We start from the raw sequence: 21,664 nt of genomic DNA on the forward strand, positions 1-21,664 counted from the left end.
GCCCTGGCATGGCCCGGCGGAAGGGATCCGCCGGCTTGTCCCGCTATCCCTGTGAAGGAGTGACAGATGCGACTGGGAATTCTCGATTGTGACCGGCTTGACCCCGACTTGGTGGGTGATTTTGGCCCCGTTTACTCCGAGATGTTTATGAAGGGTTTCCGGGCGCTGGCCCCGGCGCTGGAATATCGGGTCTGGTCGGCTCTCGACGGCGAGTTGCCGGGGGATCTGACCGAGTGCGATGCCTGGCTCATCACGGGATCCCGTCACGACGCCTACAGCGATCTGCCCTGGATCCTGGCGTTGCGGGAGTGGATCCGCCGCGCCCACGACGTCAACGTCAAACTGGCCGGGGTCTGCTTCGGTCATCAGGTGATCGCCCAGGCGCTGGGGGGCGAGGTGATGAAGTCCACCAAGGGCTGGGGGCTCGGCGTCTCCGTCCATCCCATGCTGGAGTCCGAACCCTGGATGCAGCCGGGGCTCGAGACCATCCGGATCCTGGCGAGCCACCAGGATCAGGTGGAGCAGCTGCCGCCGGGCGCGACCCGGCTGGCGGGCAATGATTTCTGCCCCAACTTCATGTTCCTGCAAGGGGACAACATAGTGGCCATCCAGGGTCACCCCGAGTTTTCGGTGGAGTACAACCGGGCGCTGATCGAGCGGCGCCGGGACCGGTTGCCGGATGCCTACTACCAGCGGAGCCTCTCTTCCCTCGAGGGGGAGGTGGACTCCGCCACCATGATGCAGTGGCTGCTGCAGTTTCTCGGCATCTTGCCGGTCGAGTCCGCCTGACACCGCCGCCGGTTTGTCATATCCCCCCTGCTGATGCTAGATTTTGTAGCAAAATGAAGGATCAAGCGGCGATATGCCAAGTTCGGATGATACACTGGCCGCCATTTGTGGCGGCCTTGTTTTCCGATGTTGGCAGCCGCGCCAGCCTGTGAGGGTGCAATCTTGAAACTACAGCAGTTGAAGTATCTGATCGCGGTGCGGGACCACAACCTCAACGTCTCCGTCGCGTCCGATGCGCTCTATACCAGCCAGCCCGGGGTGAGCAAACAGATCGGCCTGCTGGAGAGCGAGCTGGGGGTGCGCATCTTCGAGCGCCGTGGCAAGCACCTGCATCGCATCACCCCGGTGGGGGAGGAGATCATCAAGTGCGCCGAGGCCATGCTCAACATCGAGAGCAAGATCAAGGCGATCTCCCGGGAGTACCTGGATCCGACCGTGGGGACTCTCAACATCCACACCACCCACACCATAGCGCGGCATCTGCTGCCCAAAAGCGTCACCTATTTCACCAAGAAGTACCCCAAGATCTCGTTCCACCTGCACCCCGTGATGTCGGCCACCAAGGAACAGATCAGCAAGGGCTACTCGGATTTCTCCATCGTTGCCCACGAGATAGGCTTCGACAAGGAGCTGATCGCGCTGCCCGCCTACCTCTGGACCCTCTCCCTGGTGGTGCCTCTGGATCACCCGCTGGCCAAGGTGAAGAAGCCGACCCTGGAGCAGCTCTGCCAGTACCCCATCCTCAGCTACGAGAGCGGTGCCACCGGGCGTCAGGCGCAGGATGCGGTGTTCCAGGCGGCGGGGCTGACCCCCAACTACTACATGACGGTGATGGACGCCGGGGTGATCAAGCGCTACGTGGAGCTCGGCTTTGGCATCGGCATCATCTCCTCCCTGGTGGCCAACGACACCGATGCCCCTGGCCTCGTGGCCATCAATCTGGAGCACCTGTTCGCCCCCTGTCCGGCCCAGATCTGCTTCAGCAAGAGCATTCTGCTGCAGAACTACATGTATGACTTCATCAGTTCTTTCTCCCCCCACCTCACCAAGGAGGTGATCCAGAACGTCATGCAGCAGCCGACCCAGGCGCGCATCGACGAGTTGCTGGCCGGGGTGGAACTGCCCGTCTATTGAATCAGCCGGCCTTCAGCCCCCGTGTTGATGTCTCTGTTCGGGCCCCGGTGGGGCCCTTTGTTTCTTCGAGGTCCCCATGTCCCGCATCCTGCTGCTCGCCAATCTCAACTGTGATCACGTGCTCTCCCTGGCCGAACCCCTGGTGGCGGGGGCGCGGCTGCAGTATGTGGATCAGGGGCGCAGGCTGGGTGGCGGCGCCGCCAATACCGGCATCGGTCTGGTGTGGGCGGGGCACGAGGTGCGCATCGCCTCCCGGGTCGGGCTGGACGAGACCGGCGACTGGCTGCTGGAACAGGCGGCGAGCCACGGGCTGGATTGCGCCCATGTGGAGCGCTTCGGTGGCGAGACCGGGGAGCTGCTGGTGCTGGTGGACTCCACCGGGGAGCGCACCATACTGCGGCGCCCCCGCCGCCCGGATCTGCCCGGCGACCTGCCGACCGAGGGGGTGGACTGCCTCTACGTCAACTACCCCGGCACCGCCATCATCGGTTACATGCGCCAGATGCTCGGCAAGAGCTTCGTGGTGGCCCAGTACCCCAAGGGGGGGCAGGCTCGCCGCCCTTGCCACGTGCTGGTGGCCTCCCGCTCCGACCTCGCCGAGGTGAGCGACCCCTGGCAACACGCGCGCCAGCTTGCCGGTGATCAACTGGAGTGGCTGGTGCTGACCGAAGGCAAGGCGGGGGCTCTGGCCCTGCACGGTGAGGAGCAGATCCGGGTGGCGGCGCGGCCCGTTTCCGTGGTGGACACCACGGGGGCGGGGGACGCCTTCGCCGGTGGTCTCATTCACGGTCTGGCGCGGGGGATGGCCATCAAGGATGCCCTGCAGTGCGCGGTGGACTGGGGGGCCTTCGCGGTCGCCTCCGAGAGTTCCATCCCCTCCCAGGCGCTGAAAAGCTGGCTGAAACAACCTCACTGACGAGCGGATGGCAACCCGATCATGGTGTTGCCCTTCCGACCTGATGACGTGACTTCTCCACCAGAAAGGGCCGAAACCCCGGGTTCAGCCTGCAAGTTTGCGATCAATCAAAGAAAGTGTCGATTTATGTACATCTTCGTCGACACCCGTCCGGGCTGCTCTTAACCTTGTCATTCCACGACTCGGCCGAAGAAGCGGAACCTGTGCGGTTGCACCTGTTATCTCCCCTCCTGGCCCCCGGTTGTCGTCCTGATTTCTGGCTTGTAGTAAGAGGCAAGTGCGACCATGCAACTGACACGATTTACCGACTACGCCCTGCGTACCCTGACGTTTCTGGCGATCCAGCCCGGTGATCGCCTGTCGACCATCACAGAGGTGGCCGACACCTTCGCCATCTCCCGCAATCACGTGGTCAAGATAGTGCACCAGCTCGGCATCAAGGGTTACATCGAGACGGTGCGTGGCAAGCACGGCGGGATCCGGCTCGGACGCTCCGCCGTCTCCATCAACCTGCGGGACGTGGTGATGGACATGGAACACGTGCTCTGTCCGGTGGACTGCAAACGCGAGAATTGCCGCCTCTCCGGAGGCTGCCGCATCCAGGGCATCTTGCGCCGCGCCATGAACGCCTTCCTGGAAGTGCTGGGGGAGTACACATTGGCGGATGCGGTGCGCGACCCCACTCGTTTATGCCACCTGCTTGGCATAGAGCAGGATAATATCCTGACGATGGCCTGAGGGTCATGGCGGAGAAAGGGCCCCTCGGGGCCCTTTTTGCTGTCCGGGAGCGATGTCGGGAGCTGAGAGGATCGGGCCGGGAAGGCGCATCGTGGGCGAGCTGCCGACGCCGTCAGAGCTGGGGGATCAGGGTGATGGCCCCGTGCAGGCAGGCGAGACCGCAGGCGCCGCAGCCGTCGCAGGCCGCCATGTTGACGCTGATGCCGTCGCAGCAGGCCTTGATCGCCTGCTGGGGGCAGGCATCCTCGCACAACAGGCAGTAGAAACCCTGGCGGGCCTGACAGCTCGCTTCGATCCGGACCCGGGTCTGCACCTGGCGGCCGAGCCGCAGATCCAGCGCCCCGGTGGGACAGGCCCTGGCGCAGCTGCCGCAGTAGCTGCACTGGCCGCAGGCGAGATCCAGTACCGGGGTACCGGCGACGGGGCTGCCGTCATACTCGGGACGATCGGCGGGTTTGAGCAGGCCGTTCGGACAGGCTTCGAAGCAGTCGCCACAACGGCTGCACAGAGAGAGGAACTGCGACTCTTCGATGGCCCAGGGCGGGCGCGCCTCCAGGCAGGCCACGGCCGGTTTGGCGGTGTCTCCCAGCGTTTGTCTTAACCAACGGCAGAAAAAATGCATCATGCCCACCCAGAATACCCAATAGGGGTTAATTTTAGCCAGTTATCTGGCGACAAGCCAGAGAATCACACGGCCCAGGATCGCAAGCCGGGTTGCCCTTGTGTAAGCTAGGCGAGTCTTTTTACGTGGTTGAACATACACATGTGGTTATTTCTCTGGCGTGCCTCCCTGCTCTATGCCTTCCCGCTGCTGATGTGGGCCTATTGTCACATCAAGGGCATCGAGTTCACCGAGCTCGATACCGGGGTCAACAGCCACAAGTGGGTGGTGCTGGCCGCCTACCTCATCTATGTCCTGCTCTGGCTGCTGCTTAACCGCTATCTCGAACTCTTCCTGCGCCAGCGAGGCCGTCGATGATACCGGTGACGCTCTGGTTGCCTGTCCTGCTGGCGGGGGGGCTTGCCCTCGGGCTCGGCTGGCTGGTGGGGCGGCGTGGCGCCCGTGAGCAGAGCCTGCTCACCGAGGAGCGCTACCAGGTGCTGCAAGACAGATTCGACGAGTTGCAGGACGAGAAGATGCTGGGCCAGCAGAAGCTTGAGCAGCAGCAGACCCTGTTGCTCAAGCTCACCGCCCGCCTCAAGGACGCCGAGGCCACCCTGCGCAGTGAGCGCCTCGCCAGTGCCGAGAAGCTGCAGTTGCAGCAGCAGGCGGAGGCTCGCCTCAGCCAGCAGTTCGAAAACCTCGCCAATCGCATCTTCGAACAAAACTCAGGCAACTTCCGCGAACTGAACCAGAACAGCCTGGATCTGCTGCTGACTCCGCTGAAAGAGCAGCTGGAGGGTTTTCGCCGCCAGGTGGGGGAGACCCACGCCCAGGAGACAGCCCAGCGCCACAGCCTCAAGTTCGAGCTGGAGCGTCTGGCCGAACTCAATGCCCGCATGACCGAAGAGGCGGCGGCCCTGACCCGCGCCCTCAAGGGGGACAGCAAGCAGCAGGGCAACTGGGGGGAGGTGGTGCTGGCCCGGATCCTCTCCGAGTGCGGCCTGCGGGAGGGTCACGAGTACCACACCCAGGTCAACATCGAGGTGGAGAAGAACAAGCGCTACCAGCCGGACGTGATCGTTCATCTGCCCCAGGACAAGGACATCATTATCGATGCCAAGGTTTCCCTGACCGCCTACGAGCGCTGGTATAACAGCGATGACGAGCTGGAGAAGGCGGTGGCGCTCAAGGAGCACGTCGCCTCGGTGCGCAATCACATCCGCGAGCTGGGCCGCAAGGATTACCAGCAGCTGCCCGGGGTACGCACCCTGGACTATGTGCTGATGTTCGTGGCGGTGGAGCCGGCGTTTCTGACCGCGGTGGAGGCAGACCCCTCCCTGGTGCGTTACGGGCTGGATCACAACATCCTGCTGGTGAGCCCCACCAACCTGATGGTGGCCCTGCGCACCATCGAGAACCTGTGGCGCTATGAGCGACAGAACCAGAACTCGCGCCAGATAGCGGAGCGGGCCGGGCGTCTCTACGAGAAGCTGCGGCTGTTCGTGGAGGAGATGCAGCAGATGGGGGGCAGCCTGCACAAGGCGCAGGAGAGTTACGACAAGGCCATGGGGCGGCTGGTGAACGGTCGCGGCAACCTGATCGCCCAGGCCGAGCGCTTCCGCGAGCTGGGGGTGGAAGTCACCAAGCCCCTGCCGGAGCCCCTGATCAATCGCGCCCTTGAGCGGGAAGATTCCGCCGACTAGCGCGATGTGAGTCGTTCATCCCATGAAGAAGGGCAGCCGTGGCTGCCCTTCTTCATTTTCGCGTGGGAATGCGCCGCGCGATTCGACCCTGCCAATCCACAAACTCGTTGGCCTCGGCCCCGGTCGTTCATTGTTTCCAGAAGGAGGGGAAGAAGAGCACGGCCACCGTCAGGATCTCGAGGCGTCCCAGCAGCATGCCGAACGACAGTATCCACTTGGCCGAGTCCGGCAGGCTGGCGAAGTTGGTGCTGGGGCCGATGACCGGACCCATGCCCGGGCCCACGTTGGCGACGGCGGTGATGGAGCCCGAGATGGCGGTCAGGGGATCCAGCCCGATGGCGGCGAGCAGGGCGGCGATCAGCAAGATGATGGCGAAATAGGCCAGCACGAAGGAGATGAGGGAGCGGATGATGGCGTCGTTGACCGGTCGGCCATTGTATTTTTGCGGGAAGACGGCGGAGGGGTGCATCAGCTGGCGCATCTGCTTCTTGAACAGGGCGAAGGCCACCTGCACCCGGAAGATCTTGAGCCCCCCAGCGGTGGAGCCGGAGCAGGCCCCCAGCGCCAGCAAGATGATGAAGATGATGCTGGTGAGTGGCCCCCAGGCACCGAAGTCACCCAGGCCGAAACCCGTGGTGGTCAGCACCGAGACGATATTGAAGCTGCTGACCCGCAGGGCATCCATGAAGCCGTAGATGTCCCGCACCCACAGATAGAAGGTGACCACCACCGTCACCCAGACCACCAGCCAGAAGAAGCCCTGCACCTGGGCATCTCGCAGCAGGCTGTTGTCACGGCGGGCGAGGGCCTGCACGTAGAGCAGGAAGGGCAGGCCACCGAGGAACATGAAGAGGGTGCCAATCCAGTGCGCCGAGTGGGAGAAGTGGGACATGGATTGGTCCGAGGTGGAGTAGCCGCCGGTGCTGAGGGTGGTCATGGCGTGGTTGACCGCCTCGAACAGGTTCATGCCGCTCACCCAGTAGGCGAGGAAGCAGAGCATGGAGAGCACCAGATAGACCAGCACTATGTTGTTGGCCACCGTCTTGGCGCGCGGAGCGCTCTTGTCGGACCAATCCGAGCTCTCGGTCTGGAACAGCTTCATGCCCCCCACGTTGAGGTAGGGCAGCACCGCCACCGCCATCACGATGAAGCCCACCCCGCCGAGCCACTGCAGGATGGAGCGCCACAACAGGATGCTGTGCGCCATGCCGTCGAGCCCCGACAGCACGGTGGAGCCGGTGGTGGTGACCCCGGACATGGTCTCGAAGTAGGCGTCGGCGAAGTTGATGTGGTTGATGAAGACGAAGGGCAGGGCCCCGAAGATGCAGGCCACCACCCAGACCGAGGTGGTGAGCAGGAACATCTCCCGCACGCCGAGGTGGAACTCCGCCTTGCGGCCATAGTGCAGGCAGAGCAGGGCGGCGCCGTGGGTGATGAGCACGGACTTGAGAAACTCGACGAACCCCTCCGAACCGGTGAACAGGGCCAGCAGGGTGGGCAGCCACATGAAGAGAGCCAGCTTGGAGAGCACAAGGCCGAGGGTGAAGACGATGGGACGCAGCTTGATCATGCAGGATAACCTGGTCGTTGATTAACAAAAAACCCGGACAATTCTCTGCGAAAGTGTCCGGGTCTGGTTGTCGTTGCCTGTTGCATGGCAGATCAGAGGAAGAAAGGACTTGGCTGGAACAGGCGCTCCACTTCCGGGATGTACTTCTTGTCCACCAGGAACATGACCACGTGGTCATCCTGCTGGATCTGGGTACGATCGTGAGCGATCAGCACCTCATCCCCCCGGACTACCGCGCCGATCGTGGTACCCGGCGGCAGTTTGAGCTCACCCACCGTCTTGCCGACCACCTTGGAGGTGTTCTCGTCCCCGTGGGCGATGGCCTCGATGGCCTCGGCGGCCCCCCGGCGCAGGCTGTAGACGTTGGCGATGTCGGCCCGGCGCACATGGGTCAGCAGGGCCGAGATGGTGGCCTGCTGGGGGGAGATGGCGATGTCGATGGAGCCACCTTGCACCAGATCCACGTAGGCGCCGCGCTGGATCAGCACCATGGTCTTCTTGGCACCCATCTTCTTGGCGAGCAGGGCCGACATGATGTTGGCCTCGTCCTCGTTGGTGACCGCGATGAAGACGTCGATCTGATCGATGTGCTCCTCCGCCAGGAGCTCCTGATCCGCCGCGTCACCGCAGAAGACGATGGTGTTCTCCAGCGCCTCGGAGAGCTGCTCGGCCCGCTTCTGGTTGCGCTCGATGAGCTTGACGCTGTAGCGCTTCTCCAGCTGGCGGGCGAGACCCGCGCCTATGTTGCCACCGCCGACGATCATGATGCGTCTATAGGGGCTCTCGAGGCGCTGCAGCTCCGACATCACGGCGCGGATGTGGCCGGCGGCGGCGACGAAGAACACCTCGTCATCCGCCTCTATGATGGTGGTGCCCTGGGGACGGATGGAGCGCCCCTGACGGAAGATGGCGGCGACCCGGGTCTCGATGTTCGGCATGTGGTCCCGCAGGGTGGAGAGGGCATTGCCCACCAGGGGGCCGCCGTAGTAGGCCTTGACCGCCACCAGACCCACCTTGCCACCGGCGAAGTCCACGACTTGCAGGGCACCCGGGTACTCGATGAGACGACGCACGTAGTCGGTCACCAGCTGCTCGGGGGCGATCAGGTGATCCACCGGCACGGATTCCGGCAGGAACAGGCGATCCCGTTCCACCAGATAGGCCGGGGAGCGGATCCGCGCCACCTTGTTCGGGGTGTTGAACAATGAGTAGGCCACCTGGCAGGCGACCATGTTGGTTTCGTCGCTGTTGGTGACCGCAACCAGCATGTCTGCATCCTGGGCACCGGCTTCGCGCAGCACCCTGGGGTGGGCGCCGTGGCCGTTCACCACCCGCAGATCGAACTTGTCCTGCAGCTCCCGCAACCGCTCGCTGTCGGTGTCGACTATGGTGATGTCGTTGTTCTCGCCGGCGAGGTTCTCCGCCAGGGTGCCACCGACTTGGCCTGCGCCAAGAATGATGATTTTCATAGAGAAATCTTGCTCAAGGTTGCTTCGAAACGAAGGCGCCCGCAGGCGCCCCTGCCCTTCATCTGCAGCTTACTGTTTGATCAGCCTGGCGTAGTAGAAGCCATCCATCTCGGCTTCCCCCGGCAGGAACTGGCGGCCCGGGTTGTCCGGGTTGTCCTGTTCGTGCAGGGGCACCAGGCGCGCATCCGGGGTGGCGGCCAGGAAGGCGCGGATCTGCTCCCGGTTCTCCTCGGGCAGCACCGAGCAGGTGGCGTAGAGCAGGGTGCCACCCTGCTTCAGCTTGGCCCAGAGGGCGTTCAGGATGCGGCGTTGCAACTCGGCCAGCTCGCGGATGTCCTGATCCCGGCGCAACCACTTGATGTCCGGGTGACGACGGATGACGCCGGTGGCGGAACAGGGGGCGTCCAGCAGGATGCGATCGAACTGGCCTTCTGGCCACCACAGCTCTGGGGTGCTGGCATCCCCGTGGATCACCTTGGCCACGAGGCCGATGCGATCCAGGTTCTCCTGCACCCGCTTGAGGCGGTGCTCGTCCGCATCGACGGCAACCACCCCGGCGAGCGCGGGTTGGCGTTCCAGCAGGTGAGCCGTCTTGCCGCCGGGGGCGGCGCAGGCATCCAGCACCCACTCGCCCGGCTGCGGGTCGAGCAATCGGGCAGCCTGTTGGGCGGCGCCATCCTGCACCGAGCAGTCGCCCTGCTCGAAGCCCGGCAGCTTGGTCACGTCGCAGGGGCGCTCAAGCAGGATGCAATCCTCGCCCTCTTCACCGGCCGTTGCGTTGATGCCGGCTTCCGCCATGCGCGCCAGCATCTGCTCACGGCTCTGGCGCTGACTGTTGTTGCGGATCCACATGGGGGGGCGCTGGTTGTTCGCCTCCATGATGAATTCCCAGTCGTCGGGATAGGCCTGGCGCAGGCGCTTGGTCAGCCACTCGGGGTGGCCGAGGCGGACGCTGGGGACGCGATCGATGCGCAGCAGGATGACCTCGGCGCTGCGCTGGAAGTTGCGCAGCACGCCGTTGATGAGGCCGCGCAATGAGCTGCCCTTGAGCAGCTTGACGGCATTGACCGTCTCGGCTACCGCGGCGTGGGCCGGAATGCGGGTGTAAATCAGCTGATAGAGACCCACCAGGATCAGGTAATGGAAGATGCGGCTCTTGTTCTTGAGGGGCTTGTCCATCATCTCGCCCACCGCCGCGTCGAGGCGGGGCAGCCAGCGCAGGGTGCCATAGCAGAGTTCTTGCAGGAGGGCGCGATCGCGAGGGGCCACCTTCTCCTGGGCAGCAGGCAGAACGGCGGAGAGGGATTGACCCTGATCCAGCACCTGTTGAATAACGAGAGCGGCCTGTGCACGTGTTTTCATAGCGTTACCTTAAATGCGCAAGTCGGGGCCCGGGCCCCGCTTGTTTCAATTCAATTGCGTGCCGGGGGCAAACCAGTCGCGGCGGGAGTTGAGCAGATCCGCAGCCGACATGGCCTTCTTGCCGGGAGGTTGCAGGGCCAGCAGGCGCAGCACGCCCTTGCCGGTGGCGATGTCGATCCCCTGCTTGTCGGCCTTGAGCAGGGTGCCGGCCGCCTGACCGTGCTCCTGATCGATGACCTCGGCCTGCCACACCTTGATGGTCTGCTCAGCCACCTCGAACCAGCTGATGGGCCAGGGGTTGAAGGCGCGGATGCAGCGCTCGATGGCGACGGCCTCCATGGACCAGTTGATGCGCGCCTCCTCCTTGGAGAGCTTCTGGGCGTAGTTGGCCAGGGCGTCGTCCTGCTCCTCGGCCCGGGTGTCGCCGGCGGCCATGGCATTCAGGGTATCGACCAGTGCCTGGGGGCCGAGCTCGGCCAGCTTGTCATAGAGGCTGGTGGAGGTCTCGTCGGCCGCAATGGGGCAGCTCACCTTGCGGATCATGGCACCGGTATCCAGTCCCACATCCATCTGCATGATGGTGACGCCGGTCTCGGCATCGCCAGCCCAGATGGAACGCTGGATGGGGGCGGCACCGCGCCAGCGCGGCAGCAGGGAGCCGTGCACATTGATGCAGCCAAGACGCGGGGTATCGAGCACGACCTTGGGCAGGATCAGGCCATAGGCCACTACCACCATGAGGTCGGCACCGAGGGACGCCAGCTCGGCCTGAGCCTCTTCATTGCGCAAGGAGGCGGGTTGGTAGACCGGCAGCTGGTGGGCGAGGGCCAGCTCCTTGACCGGGCTGGCGGTGAGCTTCTGGCCGCGACCCGCCGGTTTGTCGGGCTGGGTGTAGACGGCGACGACCTCGTGGTCGGAAGACAACAACGCCGCCAGGTGACGGGCGGCGAAGTCGGGAGTACCGGCAAAAATCAGTTTCAATTTATTCAATGGGGCAGATCCTTAGAGGACTTTGCGATCTTCACGTGCCATCTTTTCCAGCTTCTGGCGAATGCGCTGGCGTTTGAGCGGGGACAAGTAATCCACAAACAGCTTGCCGACCAGATGATCCATCTCATGCTGAATGCAGATGGCGAGCAGATCGTCCGCTTCCAGCTCGAACGGCTGGCCGTTGCGATCCAGCGCACGCACCTTGACCCACTCGGCGCGCGGCACCAGGGCACGGCTGCCGGGAACGGAGAGGCAACCCTCTTCGATGCCGGTGCTGCCGGACTGTTCCAGGATCTCGGGGTTGATCAGCACCAGCTGATCCTCGCGGTCTTCGGAGACGTCGATCACTATGATGCGCTGATGAATGTCCACCTGAGTCGCGGCCAGGCCGATGCCTTCCTCCGCGTACATGGTTTCGAACATATCATCTACAATCTGTTGTAACTCGGGTGTAATGGTCTCGACAGGGGCTGCGATGGTACGCAGACGCTCATCGGGGAAACGCAATACATCTAGAATGGCCATAATTTTTTCTTTGGTTTCGTATAAATGCAGTCAATATTGACGTAATTCTAGTCATTTACGCCGACAAAAAACAGCAACACTTTGCGAGCAGAAATAACAGGGAGTGTTATGTATCTGAAGCAAACCATCCTCGCGTGCCTGACGGCAGCCCTGACGAGCGGCGCTCTGGCGGCGCCACTGGCCTTGAAAGCCGGTCATCCCGACAACTATGTGGTGCAAAAGGGCGACACCCTCTGGGACATCTCGGGCCAGTTTCTGGCCGAACCCTGGCTATGGCCACGGCTCTGGAACATCAATCCCCAGATTGCCAATCCCCACTGGATCTATCCGGGCGATGTGCTGCAACTGAGTTGGGTCAATGGGGAGCCTCGTCTCGGCAAGGCCAGTCAGGGGGGCAAGCAGGTCATCCATCTCTCTCCCAAGAACCGCTATGAGAACAAGGCCAATCCGGTGCCGACCTTGCCGCTCAGCGAGATAGGCCCCTTCCTGCAGACGGATCACATCCTGGCCAACAGTCAGCAGGCGAAAGAGATGCCCTATGTGCTTGGCAACAACGAGAAGCACATCGGCATGCTGGAAGGGGATACCCTCTATGTGCGGGGGACGCTGATCCCGGGTCAGCACTACGGTGTCTATCATCCCGGAACAGTCTACAAGGACAAGCAGACCGGGGAGTCGCTTGGGCAGGAGGCGGTCTTCGTCGGTGTGGTGCGGGCCGAGGAGCAGTTGCCCGACAACACCACCAGAGTGACCCTGGCCCAGAGTCGGCGGGAAGTCTATCAGGGGGACAAGGTGATGCCGCTGCCGCCCCAGGAGGCCCTCACCGCCGTCTTCATGCCCAAGGAGGCGCCCGTGATCAGCCCGGGCTACGTGATCGAGCTGCCGAGCAAGGCTCGCGGAGGTGGCAAGTTTGACGTGGTGCTCATCAACAAGGGGCTCAGAGACAGCGTCTCTCCCGGCGATGTGCTGGACATCCAGCGCCCCGGCGCCGAGATGGTGGACAAGAATGGCAAGGTCTCTTACCGCGAATACGCCTCCGTCTATGACAAGGCGTTCTATTCTGCCGGCAAGTCTTCCCTGCCGTCAGAATCCGTGGCCAGGGTCATGCTGTTCAAGGTGTATGACAAGCTGAGCTATGGCCTCATCCTGCAGAGCCGCGAGCTGGTGAGCTCGGGTTACCAGGTCAGCAACTTCTGACGTGTCGGCGCCTCTCGATCGCCTCGCCCTGTGGTTGACCCTGAATGCGGTGAGTGGCATAGGGCCGGTGACCGCCGCCCGCCTGCTGGGCCGCTGCCATGATGACATTGCGGCCCTGTTCGAGGGCGACGATGGTCAGTTGCGAGCCATGGGGCTCGATGAGCATCAGCTTCGGCAACTCAGGTGGCCGGGCCCCGAGGTGGAACAGGGGCTGCGCTGGGCCAGTCAGCCCGCTCATCATCTCATCTGCCTCGATTCTCCGCTTTACCCTTCCCTGTTGAAACAGATCCCGGCTGCCCCCTTGCTGCTCTATTGCCGCGGGGATCTGTCTGCGCTGGCATTGCCGCAGTTGGCCATGGTGGGCACCCGTCACCCCACCTATGCGGGCAAGGACAACGCCGCCCGCCTGTGTGCGGAGTTGGTAGCGTGCGGCTTGGCCATCACCTCCGGGCTGGCCCTCGGCATCGACGGTGTCTGTCATCAACAGGCACTAGCGGCAGGAGGAGCGACGCTGGCGGTGCTGGGCTCTGGGCTCGACTGCCTCTATCCCAAGCGCCATCAGGGACTGGCGGAACAGATCCTGGCGCAAGGTGGCCTGCTCATCTCCGAGCTGGCGCCGGACAAGGGGCCCTTGGCCGAACACTTCCCACGTCGCAACCGCATCATCAGTGGCTTGTCGCTGGGTACCCTGGTGGTGGAAGCGGCGGAACAGAGCGGCTCTCTCATCACGGCCCGCTATGCCCTGGAACAGGGGCGCGAGGTGTTCGCCGTACCCGGCGCCCCGCAGAACGCCCAGGCGGCGGGTTGCAATCGGCTCATTCAGCAAGGGGCCAAGCTGGTGCTGGCAGCGGCCGATATTCTGGAGGAGCTGCCGATGCTGGCAGCCGCAGTGGGGGCCACCCGCCCCGTCCCCGAGGCTTCGCATAATAGCGAATTGCCTTATGCCGATTTGTTGGATAACGTAGATTATGAAGCCACGAGCGTGGATACCGTTGCCGAGCGGTCCCGGCTTCCTGTCGAGCAGGTTCTCGGCAGGTTGGTAGAGCTGGAGCTGGCCGGTGCAGTGATGGCGGTAGCCGGTGGATACGTCAGAACGAGGAGGGCGAATCATGTTTGATGTATTGATGTACCTTTTCGAGACCTACATCCACAGCGATGCAGATGTGATGGTCGAGCAGGATGAACTCACCGACGAACTGAGCCGGGCCGGTTTCAATCAGGACGAAATCGAGAAGGCGCTCAACTGGCTGGAACGGCTGGCCAATCTGCACGACAGCGAGCGGGAGGTCTATGTGACCGCCAGCGCGCAAGGCTCGATGCGGATCTATGCCCCGCAAGAGCTGGTCCGCCTCAGCACCGAGTGCCGTGGTTTCCTGCTGTTCCTGGAACAGGCCCAGGTGCTCAATGCCGAAACCCGCGAGATCTGTATTGAACGCCTGCTCGAACTGGATAAACCGGATATCGAGCTGGATGATCTCAAGTGGGTAGTCATGATGGTTCTTTTCAACGTGCCAGGCAGTGAAAACGCCTACCAGCAGATGGAAGAGCTGGTGTTTGATGAGTCAGACGGCGTCATTCACTGACAGTCCGGCGCCGCGCTGGTAGAATTCAGGCCATCTGGATTTCGAGGCGCGGCCCATGTCAAAGATCGATCACCACCTGTTTTCAGCCCACGAGCCTGCGTTCGAGCGAGAGCCGTGCCCGCAGTGTGGTGCCGAGCTGGTGATCCGCCAGGGCAAGCATGGCCCCTTCCTGGGCTGTTCCGCCTATCCCGCCTGCGACCATATCCGCTCCCTCACTCCGTCTGGCCGCGATATCGAGAAGGTGCTGGAGGGGTCGGCCTGCCCGGATTGCGGTCAGCCCCTTGCCATCAAGAAGGGGCGCTACGGCCTCTTCGTCGGCTGCACCCAGTACCCGGCCTGTCAGCATATCGAATCCCTGCAGGAGAGTGACGATACCCAGATCCTCTGCCCCGAGTGCGGCAAGGGTCACCTGGTGAGTCGCACCTCCCGTTATGGCAAACAGTTCTACTCCTGCGACGGCTACCCCCACTGCAAATATGTGGTGAACGACAAGCCGATCCCCATGCCCTGCCCCCAGTGTGGCTGGGGCATCATGGTGGAGAAAAAAGTGCGGGGGACGCTGAGCTGGATCTGTCCGCAAAAGAAATGCGGCCATCAGAGCGAGCGGGTATAATCCCGCCGCCGTAACCAAATTGAAACATCATGGGTACCAGCGCCTGGCGGTATCAGGGTTGCCCCATGGGGGATCCCCTGTCTGCCGTGCCATTCCCCTGTCTGATGTCGGCTCAACCTGAACCTGTGACGAGGTGGCAGCCAGACTGCCGCATTTCCTATGCAAAACGAATTTGAACAAGCGGTTGCCGCTCTGCGTGCGGACGGGGTGATTGCCTATGCGACCGAGGCCGTGTTCGGCCTGGGATGTGATCCAGACTCCGAGCAGGCCGTACAGCGCCTGCTGACCATCAAGCAGCGGCCGGTGGAGAAGGGACTGATCCTGATCGCCGCCGATCTGGCGCAGTTGCAGGCGTACGTCGATCTCAGCCAGCTCAGCACCGAGCAGCTGGCACGGGTTGAGGCGAGCTGGCCTGGCCCCTTCACCTGGATCATGCCGGCCCGCCCCACTACCCCTGCTTGGCTGACCGGCCGTTTCGATACCCTGGCGGTGCGCGTGAGTGGCCATCCCCAGGTGCAGGCCCTGTGTCGCACCTATGGCAAGCCCCTGGTTTCCACCAGTGCCAACCTGACCGGTGAGGAGCCCGCCCGCAGCACCGCCGAGATCGGTGCCCCGCTGGCAGACATGCTGGCTTATGTATTGCCGGGGAGCGTCGGTGGACAGGCCAATCCATCCGAGATCAAGGACGCCAGAACCGGCGCCATCATCCGTCCCTCCTGAGGGCGGAACCTTCCCGCTCCGGCGGGCTGGCCCTGGCCAGGGCATCATAATAAAACGGGCGGGACGCGATCCCGCCTGACTGGAGACAAGATGAGCAAACCGGACGTGGCCGGGATCAAGGCCTTCCTGCTGCAGTTGCAGGATCAGATCTGTCACGGCCTCGAGCAGGCCGATGGGGCAGGGCACTTCGTCGAAGATGCCTGGACCCGAGAGGGCGGTGGTGGTGGCCGCACCCGGGTGCTGCGCCACGGCGCCGTGATCGAGCAAGGGGGCGTCAATTTCTCCCACGTCCATGGGGATGCCATGCCCGCCTCGGCGACCGCCCACCGCCCCGAGCTGGCGGGTCGTCGTTTCGAGGCGATGGGGGTCTCCCTGGTGATCCATCCGCACAATCCCCATGTGCCGACCAGTCACGCCAACGTACGTTTCTTCATCGCCGAGAAGGAGGGTGAAGATCCCATCTGGTGGTTTGGCGGTGGCTTCGATCTGACACCCTTCTATCCTGTCGACGAAGATGTGCGGCACTGGCATCAGGTCTCCCGTGACCTGTGTCAGCCCTTTGGTGAAGGGGTTTACTCCGAGTTCAAGTCTTGGTGCGATCGTTACTTCTTCCTCAAGCATCGGGGAGAGACCCGTGGCGTCGGCGGCCTCTTCTTCGATGATCTGAACCGCTGGCCGTTCGATGACTGTTTCGCCTTCATGCGGGCGGTGGGTGAGGGCTATCTTGCGGCCTACCTGCCCATCGTCGAGCGACGCAAGGCACAACCCTTTGGCGAACGTGAGCGTGAGTTCCAGCTCTACCGCCGTGGTCGTTATGTGGAGTTCAACCTGGTCTACGACAGGGGCACCCTGTTCGGCCTGCAGACCGGCGGTCGCACCGAATCCATTCTGATGTCCATGCCCCCGCTGGCTCGTTGGGAGTATGACTGGCAACCAGAGCCGGGAAGCCCCGAAGCCGCGCTCTATCGTGATTACCTCACGCCAAGGGAATGGGTGTGACGCAAGGGGCCGGCAGGCCCCTTTTCGTTGCCGATTTTTGGCTTGTTCCAGGGCAGGAAAACCCGTTAAATCGGGGCATACCCTTCTGATGGAATTCCCCGATGGATCGTTATCTGGTTTTTGGCCACCCGGTGCGCCACAGCAAGTCCCCCTTCATCCATACCCTGTTTGCCCGCCAGACTCAGCAAGCGCTGGAGTATGGCCTGGCCGAGCCCGCCCCTGCTGAGTTTGAGACCAGCCTGCGCGCTTTCTTCGCCGAGGGGGGCAAGGGCTGCAACGTGACGGTCCCCTTCAAGGAGCAGGCCTTCGCCCTGGTGGACAGGTTGAGTCCAAGAGCCAGGCGAGCGGGGGCCGTCAATACCATCAAGCTGACCGATGACGGCGTGCTGCTGGGGGACAACACGGATGGGGCCGGGCTGGTGGCGGATCTCAAGTCTCACGGGGTGGCCCTGACAGGAAGCCGTATCCTGCTGCTCGGCGCCGGTGGTGCCGCCAGGGGCTGTCTGGCCCCTCTGCTGGCCGAGAGGCCGAGCGAGCTGGTGATCGCCAACCGTACCCAGGCCAAGGCGGCCCGACTCGCCGAGGAGTTTCAGGATCTGGGGGCTATTCAGGCCGTGGCTTATGAGGCATTGCAGGGGCCCTTCGATCTCGTCATCAACTCCACCTCCGCCAGCCTGCAGGGGGATCTTCCTCCTCTCTCCCCTGCTCTGATCCACGGTGATATTGCCATCTACGACATGATGTATGGAGCCACCGATACCCCCTTCATCGCCTGGGCCAAGTCCCACGGAGCACGGCTCACCATGGATGGGCTCGGCATGCTGGTGGAGCAGGCGGCGGAGGCCTTTACCGTGTGGCGCGGTCTGCGTCCCGGAACTAAACAGGTATTGAGAGAACTGAAACGCAATCTGGGGATCCTGTGAATCAAGGCATACTCTTTCCCGATCTGATGAGTTGGGAAGAACAGGCGCAGCGAGTCCATTTCCCGGCCCAGTGGCAAGGATCGACTGCTACATCAGTCGGCGGAGACTGGAGAAACTGGCAGGTCTGAGCCTAGCCCGGGAGGAGGAGATCCTCAAAGCTTTTGAGGCCCTGCGCTTTGACATCGAGGAAATGACTGAAAAACTCATTGAAGAACAATCGTTTGGTGAAGATGGCGCCATCTGTTTATAGATTCTTCAAGTTTTTTTCTGATGCAGCGGAACTTGAGAGGGAAATGGCTGACTAACTAGATAGTTGAGGAAGTGCTAGCTAGTCACCTTTTATAACGCCCCGGTCTTCGTACTGGGGATTTTTTTATCTACATGAAAATTAAGAGAATTTATGTAATCTATTTTTCGTGAAACTAAATTACATAAATTACTTTCACTTTCTGCTGCTTTGCTGTACAGTTCTCTGCGTAGGGTACAGAGGTAAGATGTTCTATCTTTCAGACCTTTTATTTCACGTAATTGAATGTGGCTGAATAGCAGCCCCGATGAGTCATCGTCGGGGCGTTTTTTTATGCTAGTTGTTTAGAGTAAATGCTTTAATTCACCCAGTTTTTTGCTAGAATGAGGGCCTTTCTTGAGGAAAACCAATCGTCTTTGTTCTCGAGAATTAGCTTTTTCCCAATTTTTTGAATTGATTGCTTAGGGCCAGTCTTGCGGATCGCAGCACTGGCCTCATTTTTGTCCTCTCCCCGCCCATCCCTTCGTTGTGTTGTAATAAAATTTCAGTTTTGTTCTTGTTTGGCCTCAAAAAGGCTCTGTACGACAAGAATTCTGAAAACGCTACCAGAGCGGCAATAAGTTAATTATTGCTACATTTAAAGCGGCTATCACATTGATTATCAATGATTCCATACCCTGAGAGGGGGCGTCATTGCGTGTCGAGATACGGGGGAGATAGGCGGGAGAGAAACTGAAAGTCTTTCAATCAGCGGAGAACCAACTCCGCTCATTGCACCGAGGTGGGGAGTGCTTACTCCTCGATCTGATCCTCTTCATCACTGTCTGCCGGCTCGTTGTCGGCTCCGGACAGATACCAGCCGGTCAGGGTCTGGGCCAGCTTCTCGACACCGATATTGGTGAGGGAAGAGAAGGCTTCCACCTGGATCTGCGGACCCAGCTCCGCCACCGCCTGGCGAACCTTGATGACCTGATTGTTGCGAGGGCCCGGGCTCAGCTTGTCTGCCTTGGTGAGCAGCAGCATGACGGGCAGTTCGCGGTGGGCGCTCCACTCCAGCATATTCATGTCGGTCTCTTTGAGCGGGTGGCGGATGTCCATCAGGATCACCAGCCCTTTCAAGGACTCACGGCGCTGGAGATATTCTGCCAGCGACTTTTGCCACTTCAGCTTCATTTCCAGCGGGACCTGGGCATAACCGTAGCCCGGCAGATCCACCAGACGCTTGCCCGGTTCCAGCTCGAACAGGTTGATCAGCTGGGTGCGGCCTGGGGTCTTACTGGTGCGGGCCAGGTTCTTGTGCTTGGTCAGGGTATTCAATGCTGACGACTTGCCGGCGTTGGAGCGACCGGCGAACGCAATCTCGACACCCCCGTCATTCGGCAGGTGGCGGATATCGGGTGCGCTGGTCACAAAATGCACCTTATTGAAATTCAGAGTTTGTGTATCCAACGTAAATTCCCTATAGAGAGAGAGGGTTATGAGTTACTTTATTGTAAAATCGTGTAAAATAGCGTCGCTTATACGCGTTTATTTTAACATGCCTTCGGCGGCATGGGATCTGGAAGCCTAATAACGAGAAAGTTGGAACGCCATGAAGAACCTAGTCATTACACTTGCTCTGATGGTTGGCGTAATTGGGATGGCACAAGCCAAGGGCGATGCCACAGCGGGACAAACCAAGGCTGCTATCTGTGCAGCTTGCCATGGACCGGACGGCAACAGCCCAGTCGACATGTATCCCAAGATTGCTGGTCAGCACGCATCATATATCAAAAAACAATTAGTTGAACTGAAGGCTGCCGCTTCTGGCCAAACTGGCCGGGTTGCCCCCATCATGGGGCCCATGGCCTTGCCCCTGTCCGATCAGGACATGGATGACCTGGCAGCTTACTTCTCCAGCCAGAAGGTGACGCCCCTGGCCGTGCCGGATGAGGTCGTGGCCGCCGGCAAGGCACTCTACATGGGGGGCGACATGAGCCGGGGTCTGGCGGCATGCACCGCCTGCCATGGGCCGCGGGGATCCGGTGTCGAGCAGGCCAAGTATCCTAGCCTGTCCGGGCAGCATCCTGCCTATATCAAGGCCCAGCTGATCGCCTTCCGCAGCGCAACCCGCGAAAATGATCCCAACGGCATGATGCGGGACGTGGCCAAGAAGCTGACGGATGAAGACATAGAGTCGCTGTCCAGGTATGTGGCTGGCTTGCACTGATAACAGCTGAAACCTATCTTGTTGAAAAGTACGGGGAACTCAATTGTTCCCCGTTTCTTTTTCGCCTTTAACACCATTGGCCATAAATGGCCTGGGTTGTTGTAAGAGATCTCCTATTTTCTGGTTCGGCCCCGGCTGAAACGACCCTCAGCTTTCATTTTCGAAACCATAACTTTCAAATACTTAGGCATGAATAGGCAGTTTTGTCTTCATTTGAAGAGATCTTGAGTGGATTGAGCCATTCTGCCAAGTTGTTACAGTGGGGGCATGGAGTGACGCGAGGGCGATTGTCCCATCGGGTCGGACAGGAAGTCTGCTCAGCATGCACAGGTGATGGGCACGGGATAGCAAGACCAGGATGGTGATCGCTCGGGATGGGCGAGGCTGCGGGAGGCAACCACCCCGGATGGATGGCAGGATGTCATCGAGATGGGTCAGGCAAGCACACGCACATTCAGGAACGACCAATAAGGGTCAGGAAGACCCCACAACACGATGCGCAGATGTACGCCCAGGGACAGGCGTTTTGCAACCAGGGAATGGGACTCGCATAAATATAAAAAGGCAGCTTCGGCTGCCTTTTTTCCATTGGGTGATTAACCCGCTCAGGCATTCTGTGTCAAAATAGCAGCAACATGCCCAGAGGATGCCGATCCTGCGGTGTTCAGCGGTCAATATGGCCGAATTGGTGCAGGATCCCCTTCTTGTTCCAGATTTACTGTTCCCGCCTCAGCATCCTTCCCGCACGAATCCATCACGGGATCGGGCTTCAATCCAGATATTTGTCGGAGTCATTCATGTCGGCCAAACAACCCACCCGCAAGCCTACCGGCAAGCGCAAAGAATCAGATGCCAGTGCCCAGGAAGGTCGTGAGCGCAAGCGCGCCGCCAAGCGCAAGGGTTTGAAAGCAGGCTCCCGCCAACAGGCAGGGGAAGAGCAGAAGCGCGGCAGCGGCAAGCAAGCCAAGGATCCGCGCATCGGTTCCCGCAAGCCGGTCGTGCTGGTCGTGGAAGAGAAGAAGAGCAAGCCGGTCGTTTCCAAGCCGCTGAAAGAGAAGAAGCTGGTGATGACCCCCGAGCAGGAACTCGCGTCCATCGAGAACGATGATCGTCTGAACGATCTGCTGGATCGCCTGGACAATGGCGAGACCCTGGCCGCGGACGAGCAAATCTGGGTCGATCAGTGGGTCGACCGCTACCAGGAGCTGATGGACGAGCTCGGGATCATCGATACCGATGAAGACGACGACTTCGATGACGCCGACTTCGACGAGCCGAGCCAGCCTGCCTCCGAAGAGGAGCTGTGGGAGCGCTTCACCCAGGTTGACTATCAGCCTGAACCCAAGCCTGAGCCGAAGAAAAAGTGATGAGTG

22 protein-coding genes and 1 pseudogene are annotated in these 21,664 nt (G+C 61.3%); 16 read left to right on the plus strand and 7 right to left on the minus strand.

Features of this window, described 5'->3' with window-relative positions:
- Window positions 1-66: 66 nt before the first annotated feature.
- From VZC39_RS00915 to VZC39_RS00930, 4 genes are all read left to right on the plus strand, one after another.
- Window positions 67-789 (plus strand): glutamine amidotransferase-related protein, encoded by a 723-nt coding sequence (locus VZC39_RS00915; RefSeq protein WP_434665009.1) that lies wholly within the window; start codon window positions 67-69, stop codon window positions 787-789.
- A 162-nt stretch (window positions 790-951) separates the two neighbouring features.
- Entirely contained in the window at window positions 952-1,923 is a 972-nt protein-coding gene (locus VZC39_RS00920) for a LysR substrate-binding domain-containing protein (RefSeq protein ID WP_349920599.1), read from the plus strand.
- A gap of 76 nt (window positions 1,924-1,999) precedes the next feature.
- Window positions 2,000-2,839, plus strand: coding sequence for a PfkB family carbohydrate kinase (locus VZC39_RS00925; protein WP_434665013.1), 840 nt, complete (start codon window positions 2,000-2,002; stop codon window positions 2,837-2,839).
- Between the two features lie 285 nt (window positions 2,840-3,124).
- Window positions 3,125-3,577 (plus strand): Rrf2 family transcriptional regulator, encoded by a 453-nt coding sequence (locus VZC39_RS00930; RefSeq protein WP_005326180.1) that lies wholly within the window; start codon window positions 3,125-3,127, stop codon window positions 3,575-3,577.
- A 112-nt stretch (window positions 3,578-3,689) separates the two neighbouring features.
- On the opposite strand, the gene VZC39_RS00935 is transcribed toward VZC39_RS00930, so the two are convergent.
- Entirely contained in the window at window positions 3,690-4,202 is a 513-nt protein-coding gene (locus VZC39_RS00935; RefSeq protein ID WP_434665017.1) for a ferredoxin-type protein NapF, read from the minus strand.
- A gap of 138 nt (window positions 4,203-4,340) precedes the next feature.
- Here VZC39_RS00935 and VZC39_RS00940 point away from each other — a divergent pair, with 138 nt between their 5' ends.
- Together VZC39_RS00940 and rmuC are read left to right on the plus strand one after the other, a co-directional pair.
- Window positions 4,341-4,556 (plus strand): hypothetical protein, encoded by a 216-nt coding sequence (locus tag VZC39_RS00940; protein WP_434665020.1) that lies wholly within the window; start codon window positions 4,341-4,343, stop codon window positions 4,554-4,556.
- Entirely contained in the window at window positions 4,553-5,884 is a 1,332-nt protein-coding gene (gene rmuC, locus VZC39_RS00945) for a DNA recombination protein RmuC (protein ID WP_434665023.1), read from the plus strand. Before VZC39_RS00940 ends, rmuC begins: the two co-directional genes overlap by 4 nt.
- A 127-nt stretch (window positions 5,885-6,011) precedes the next feature.
- Here rmuC and VZC39_RS00950 read toward each other — a convergent pair whose 3' ends face one another.
- The 5 genes from VZC39_RS00950 to def all read right to left on the minus strand — a co-directional run bounded on the left by VZC39_RS00950 (window position 6,012) and on the right by def (window position 11,800).
- A complete protein-coding gene (locus VZC39_RS00950) occupies window positions 6,012-7,454 on the minus strand; it encodes a TrkH family potassium uptake protein (protein ID WP_349920604.1) in 1,443 nt (480 codons plus the stop codon).
- A gap of 92 nt (window positions 7,455-7,546) precedes the next feature.
- Window positions 7,547-8,923 carry a Trk system potassium transporter TrkA gene (gene trkA, locus VZC39_RS00955; protein ID WP_434665026.1) on the minus strand — a complete coding sequence of 459 codons (1,377 nt, stop codon included), beginning with the start codon at window positions 8,921-8,923 and terminating at the stop codon, window positions 7,547-7,549.
- 69 nt (window positions 8,924-8,992) lie between these two features.
- On the minus strand, window positions 8,993-10,285 hold the full coding sequence (rsmB, locus tag VZC39_RS00960) for a 16S rRNA (cytosine(967)-C(5))-methyltransferase RsmB (RefSeq protein ID WP_434665029.1): 1,293 nt from the start codon (window positions 10,283-10,285) through the stop codon (window positions 8,993-8,995).
- A 45-nt stretch (window positions 10,286-10,330) separates the two neighbouring features.
- Entirely contained in the window at window positions 10,331-11,275 is a 945-nt protein-coding gene (fmt, locus tag VZC39_RS00965) for a methionyl-tRNA formyltransferase (RefSeq protein WP_434665032.1), read from the minus strand.
- Between the two features lie 12 nt (window positions 11,276-11,287).
- Window positions 11,288-11,800 carry a peptide deformylase gene (def, locus tag VZC39_RS00970; protein ID WP_349920608.1) on the minus strand — a complete coding sequence of 171 codons (513 nt, stop codon included), beginning with the start codon at window positions 11,798-11,800 and terminating at the stop codon, window positions 11,288-11,290.
- A 108-nt stretch (window positions 11,801-11,908) separates the two neighbouring features.
- Between def and VZC39_RS00975 the strand changes: the two genes are divergently transcribed.
- The 8 genes and pseudogenes from VZC39_RS00975 to VZC39_RS01010 all read left to right on the plus strand — a co-directional run bounded on the left by VZC39_RS00975 (window position 11,909) and on the right by VZC39_RS01010 (window position 18,085).
- Entirely contained in the window at window positions 11,909-12,997 is a 1,089-nt protein-coding gene (locus VZC39_RS00975) for a LysM peptidoglycan-binding domain-containing protein (protein ID WP_434665036.1), read from the plus strand.
- A 1-nt stretch (window position 12,998) separates the two neighbouring features.
- On the plus strand, window positions 12,999-14,114 hold the full coding sequence (dprA, locus tag VZC39_RS00980; protein WP_349920610.1) for a DNA-processing protein DprA: 1,116 nt from the start codon (window positions 12,999-13,001) through the stop codon (window positions 14,112-14,114).
- Window positions 14,107-14,580, plus strand: coding sequence for a DUF494 family protein (locus VZC39_RS00985; protein ID WP_043763422.1), 474 nt, complete (start codon window positions 14,107-14,109; stop codon window positions 14,578-14,580). The genes dprA and VZC39_RS00985 overlap by 8 nt, the downstream gene beginning before the upstream one ends.
- 55 nt (window positions 14,581-14,635) lie before the next feature.
- On the plus strand, window positions 14,636-15,193 hold the full coding sequence (locus VZC39_RS00990) for a DNA topoisomerase family protein (protein ID WP_349920611.1): 558 nt from the start codon (window positions 14,636-14,638) through the stop codon (window positions 15,191-15,193).
- 159 nt (window positions 15,194-15,352) lie between these two features.
- Entirely contained in the window at window positions 15,353-15,913 is a 561-nt protein-coding gene (locus VZC39_RS00995) for a Sua5/YciO/YrdC/YwlC family protein (protein WP_349920612.1), read from the plus strand.
- Window positions 15,914-16,003: 90 nt separating this feature from the next.
- A complete protein-coding gene (hemF, locus tag VZC39_RS01000; RefSeq protein ID WP_349920613.1) occupies window positions 16,004-16,912 on the plus strand; it encodes an oxygen-dependent coproporphyrinogen oxidase in 909 nt (302 codons plus the stop codon).
- Between the two features lie 101 nt (window positions 16,913-17,013).
- Window positions 17,014-17,835, plus strand: coding sequence for a shikimate dehydrogenase (aroE, locus tag VZC39_RS01005; protein ID WP_349920614.1), 822 nt, complete (start codon window positions 17,014-17,016; stop codon window positions 17,833-17,835).
- Window positions 17,832-18,085 (plus strand): annotated as a pseudogene (locus VZC39_RS01010) (DUF1488 domain-containing protein). The gene aroE and the pseudogene VZC39_RS01010 overlap by 4 nt, the downstream one beginning before the upstream one ends.
- 789 nt (window positions 18,086-18,874) lie before the next feature.
- Here the strand turns inward: VZC39_RS01010 and yihA are convergent.
- A complete protein-coding gene (gene yihA, locus VZC39_RS01015) occupies window positions 18,875-19,531 on the minus strand; it encodes a ribosome biogenesis GTP-binding protein YihA/YsxC (protein WP_349920615.1) in 657 nt (218 codons plus the stop codon).
- A gap of 142 nt (window positions 19,532-19,673) precedes the next feature.
- Between yihA and VZC39_RS01020 the strand changes: the two genes are divergently transcribed.
- Window positions 19,674-20,291, plus strand: a complete 618-nt coding sequence (locus VZC39_RS01020; protein WP_349920616.1) for a c-type cytochrome — start codon at window positions 19,674-19,676, stop codon at window positions 20,289-20,291.
- Window positions 20,292-21,088: 797 nt separating this feature from the next.
- Complete coding sequence (gene yihI / locus VZC39_RS01025; protein ID WP_434665045.1) at window positions 21,089-21,658, plus strand: Der GTPase-activating protein YihI; 570 nt, start codon at window positions 21,089-21,091, stop codon at window positions 21,656-21,658.
- Window positions 21,659-21,664: the final 6 nt, after the last annotated feature.

Source organism: Aeromonas sp. NJAU223 (assembly GCF_051125555.1).
GTDB classification, from domain to species: Bacteria; Pseudomonadota; Gammaproteobacteria; order Enterobacterales; family Aeromonadaceae; genus Aeromonas; species Aeromonas veronii_G.

What these genes read in the sequence shown, in the direction of transcription:
- VZC39_RS01020 (WP_349920616.1), top strand. Translation starts at nt 19,674, where the DNA reads ATGAAGAACCTAGTCATTACACTTGCTCTGATGGTTGGCGTAATTGGG.
- VZC39_RS00930 (WP_005326180.1), top strand. Translation starts at nt 3,125, where the DNA reads ATGCAACTGACACGATTTACCGACTACGCCCTGCGTACCCTGACGTTT.
- aroE (WP_349920614.1), top strand. Translation starts at nt 17,014, where the DNA reads ATGGATCGTTATCTGGTTTTTGGCCACCCGGTGCGCCACAGCAAGTCC.
- def (WP_349920608.1), bottom strand. Translation starts at nt 11,800, where the DNA reads ATGGCCATTCTAGATGTATTGCGTTTCCCCGATGAGCGTCTGCGTACC.
- VZC39_RS00975 (WP_434665036.1), top strand. Translation starts at nt 11,909, where the DNA reads ATGTATCTGAAGCAAACCATCCTCGCGTGCCTGACGGCAGCCCTGACG.
- VZC39_RS00935 (WP_434665017.1), bottom strand. Translation starts at nt 4,202, where the DNA reads ATGATGCATTTTTTCTGCCGTTGGTTAAGACAAACGCTGGGAGACACC.
- yihI (WP_434665045.1), top strand. Translation starts at nt 21,089, where the DNA reads ATGTCGGCCAAACAACCCACCCGCAAGCCTACCGGCAAGCGCAAAGAA.
- VZC39_RS00950 (WP_349920604.1), bottom strand. Translation starts at nt 7,454, where the DNA reads ATGATCAAGCTGCGTCCCATCGTCTTCACCCTCGGCCTTGTGCTCTCC.
- hemF (WP_349920613.1), top strand. Translation starts at nt 16,004, where the DNA reads ATGAGCAAACCGGACGTGGCCGGGATCAAGGCCTTCCTGCTGCAGTTG.
- VZC39_RS00940 (WP_434665020.1), top strand. Translation starts at nt 4,341, where the DNA reads ATGTGGTTATTTCTCTGGCGTGCCTCCCTGCTCTATGCCTTCCCGCTG.
- VZC39_RS00925 (WP_434665013.1), top strand. Translation starts at nt 2,000, where the DNA reads ATGTCCCGCATCCTGCTGCTCGCCAATCTCAACTGTGATCACGTGCTC.
- VZC39_RS00990 (WP_349920611.1), top strand. Translation starts at nt 14,636, where the DNA reads ATGTCAAAGATCGATCACCACCTGTTTTCAGCCCACGAGCCTGCGTTC.
- trkA (WP_434665026.1), bottom strand. Translation starts at nt 8,923, where the DNA reads ATGAAAATCATCATTCTTGGCGCAGGCCAAGTCGGTGGCACCCTGGCG.
- VZC39_RS00915 (WP_434665009.1), top strand. Translation starts at nt 67, where the DNA reads ATGCGACTGGGAATTCTCGATTGTGACCGGCTTGACCCCGACTTGGTG.
- VZC39_RS00985 (WP_043763422.1), top strand. Translation starts at nt 14,107, where the DNA reads ATGTTTGATGTATTGATGTACCTTTTCGAGACCTACATCCACAGCGAT.
- rsmB (WP_434665029.1), bottom strand. Translation starts at nt 10,285, where the DNA reads ATGAAAACACGTGCACAGGCCGCTCTCGTTATTCAACAGGTGCTGGAT.
- VZC39_RS00995 (WP_349920612.1), top strand. Translation starts at nt 15,353, where the DNA reads ATGCAAAACGAATTTGAACAAGCGGTTGCCGCTCTGCGTGCGGACGGG.
- rmuC (WP_434665023.1), top strand. Translation starts at nt 4,553, where the DNA reads ATGATACCGGTGACGCTCTGGTTGCCTGTCCTGCTGGCGGGGGGGCTT.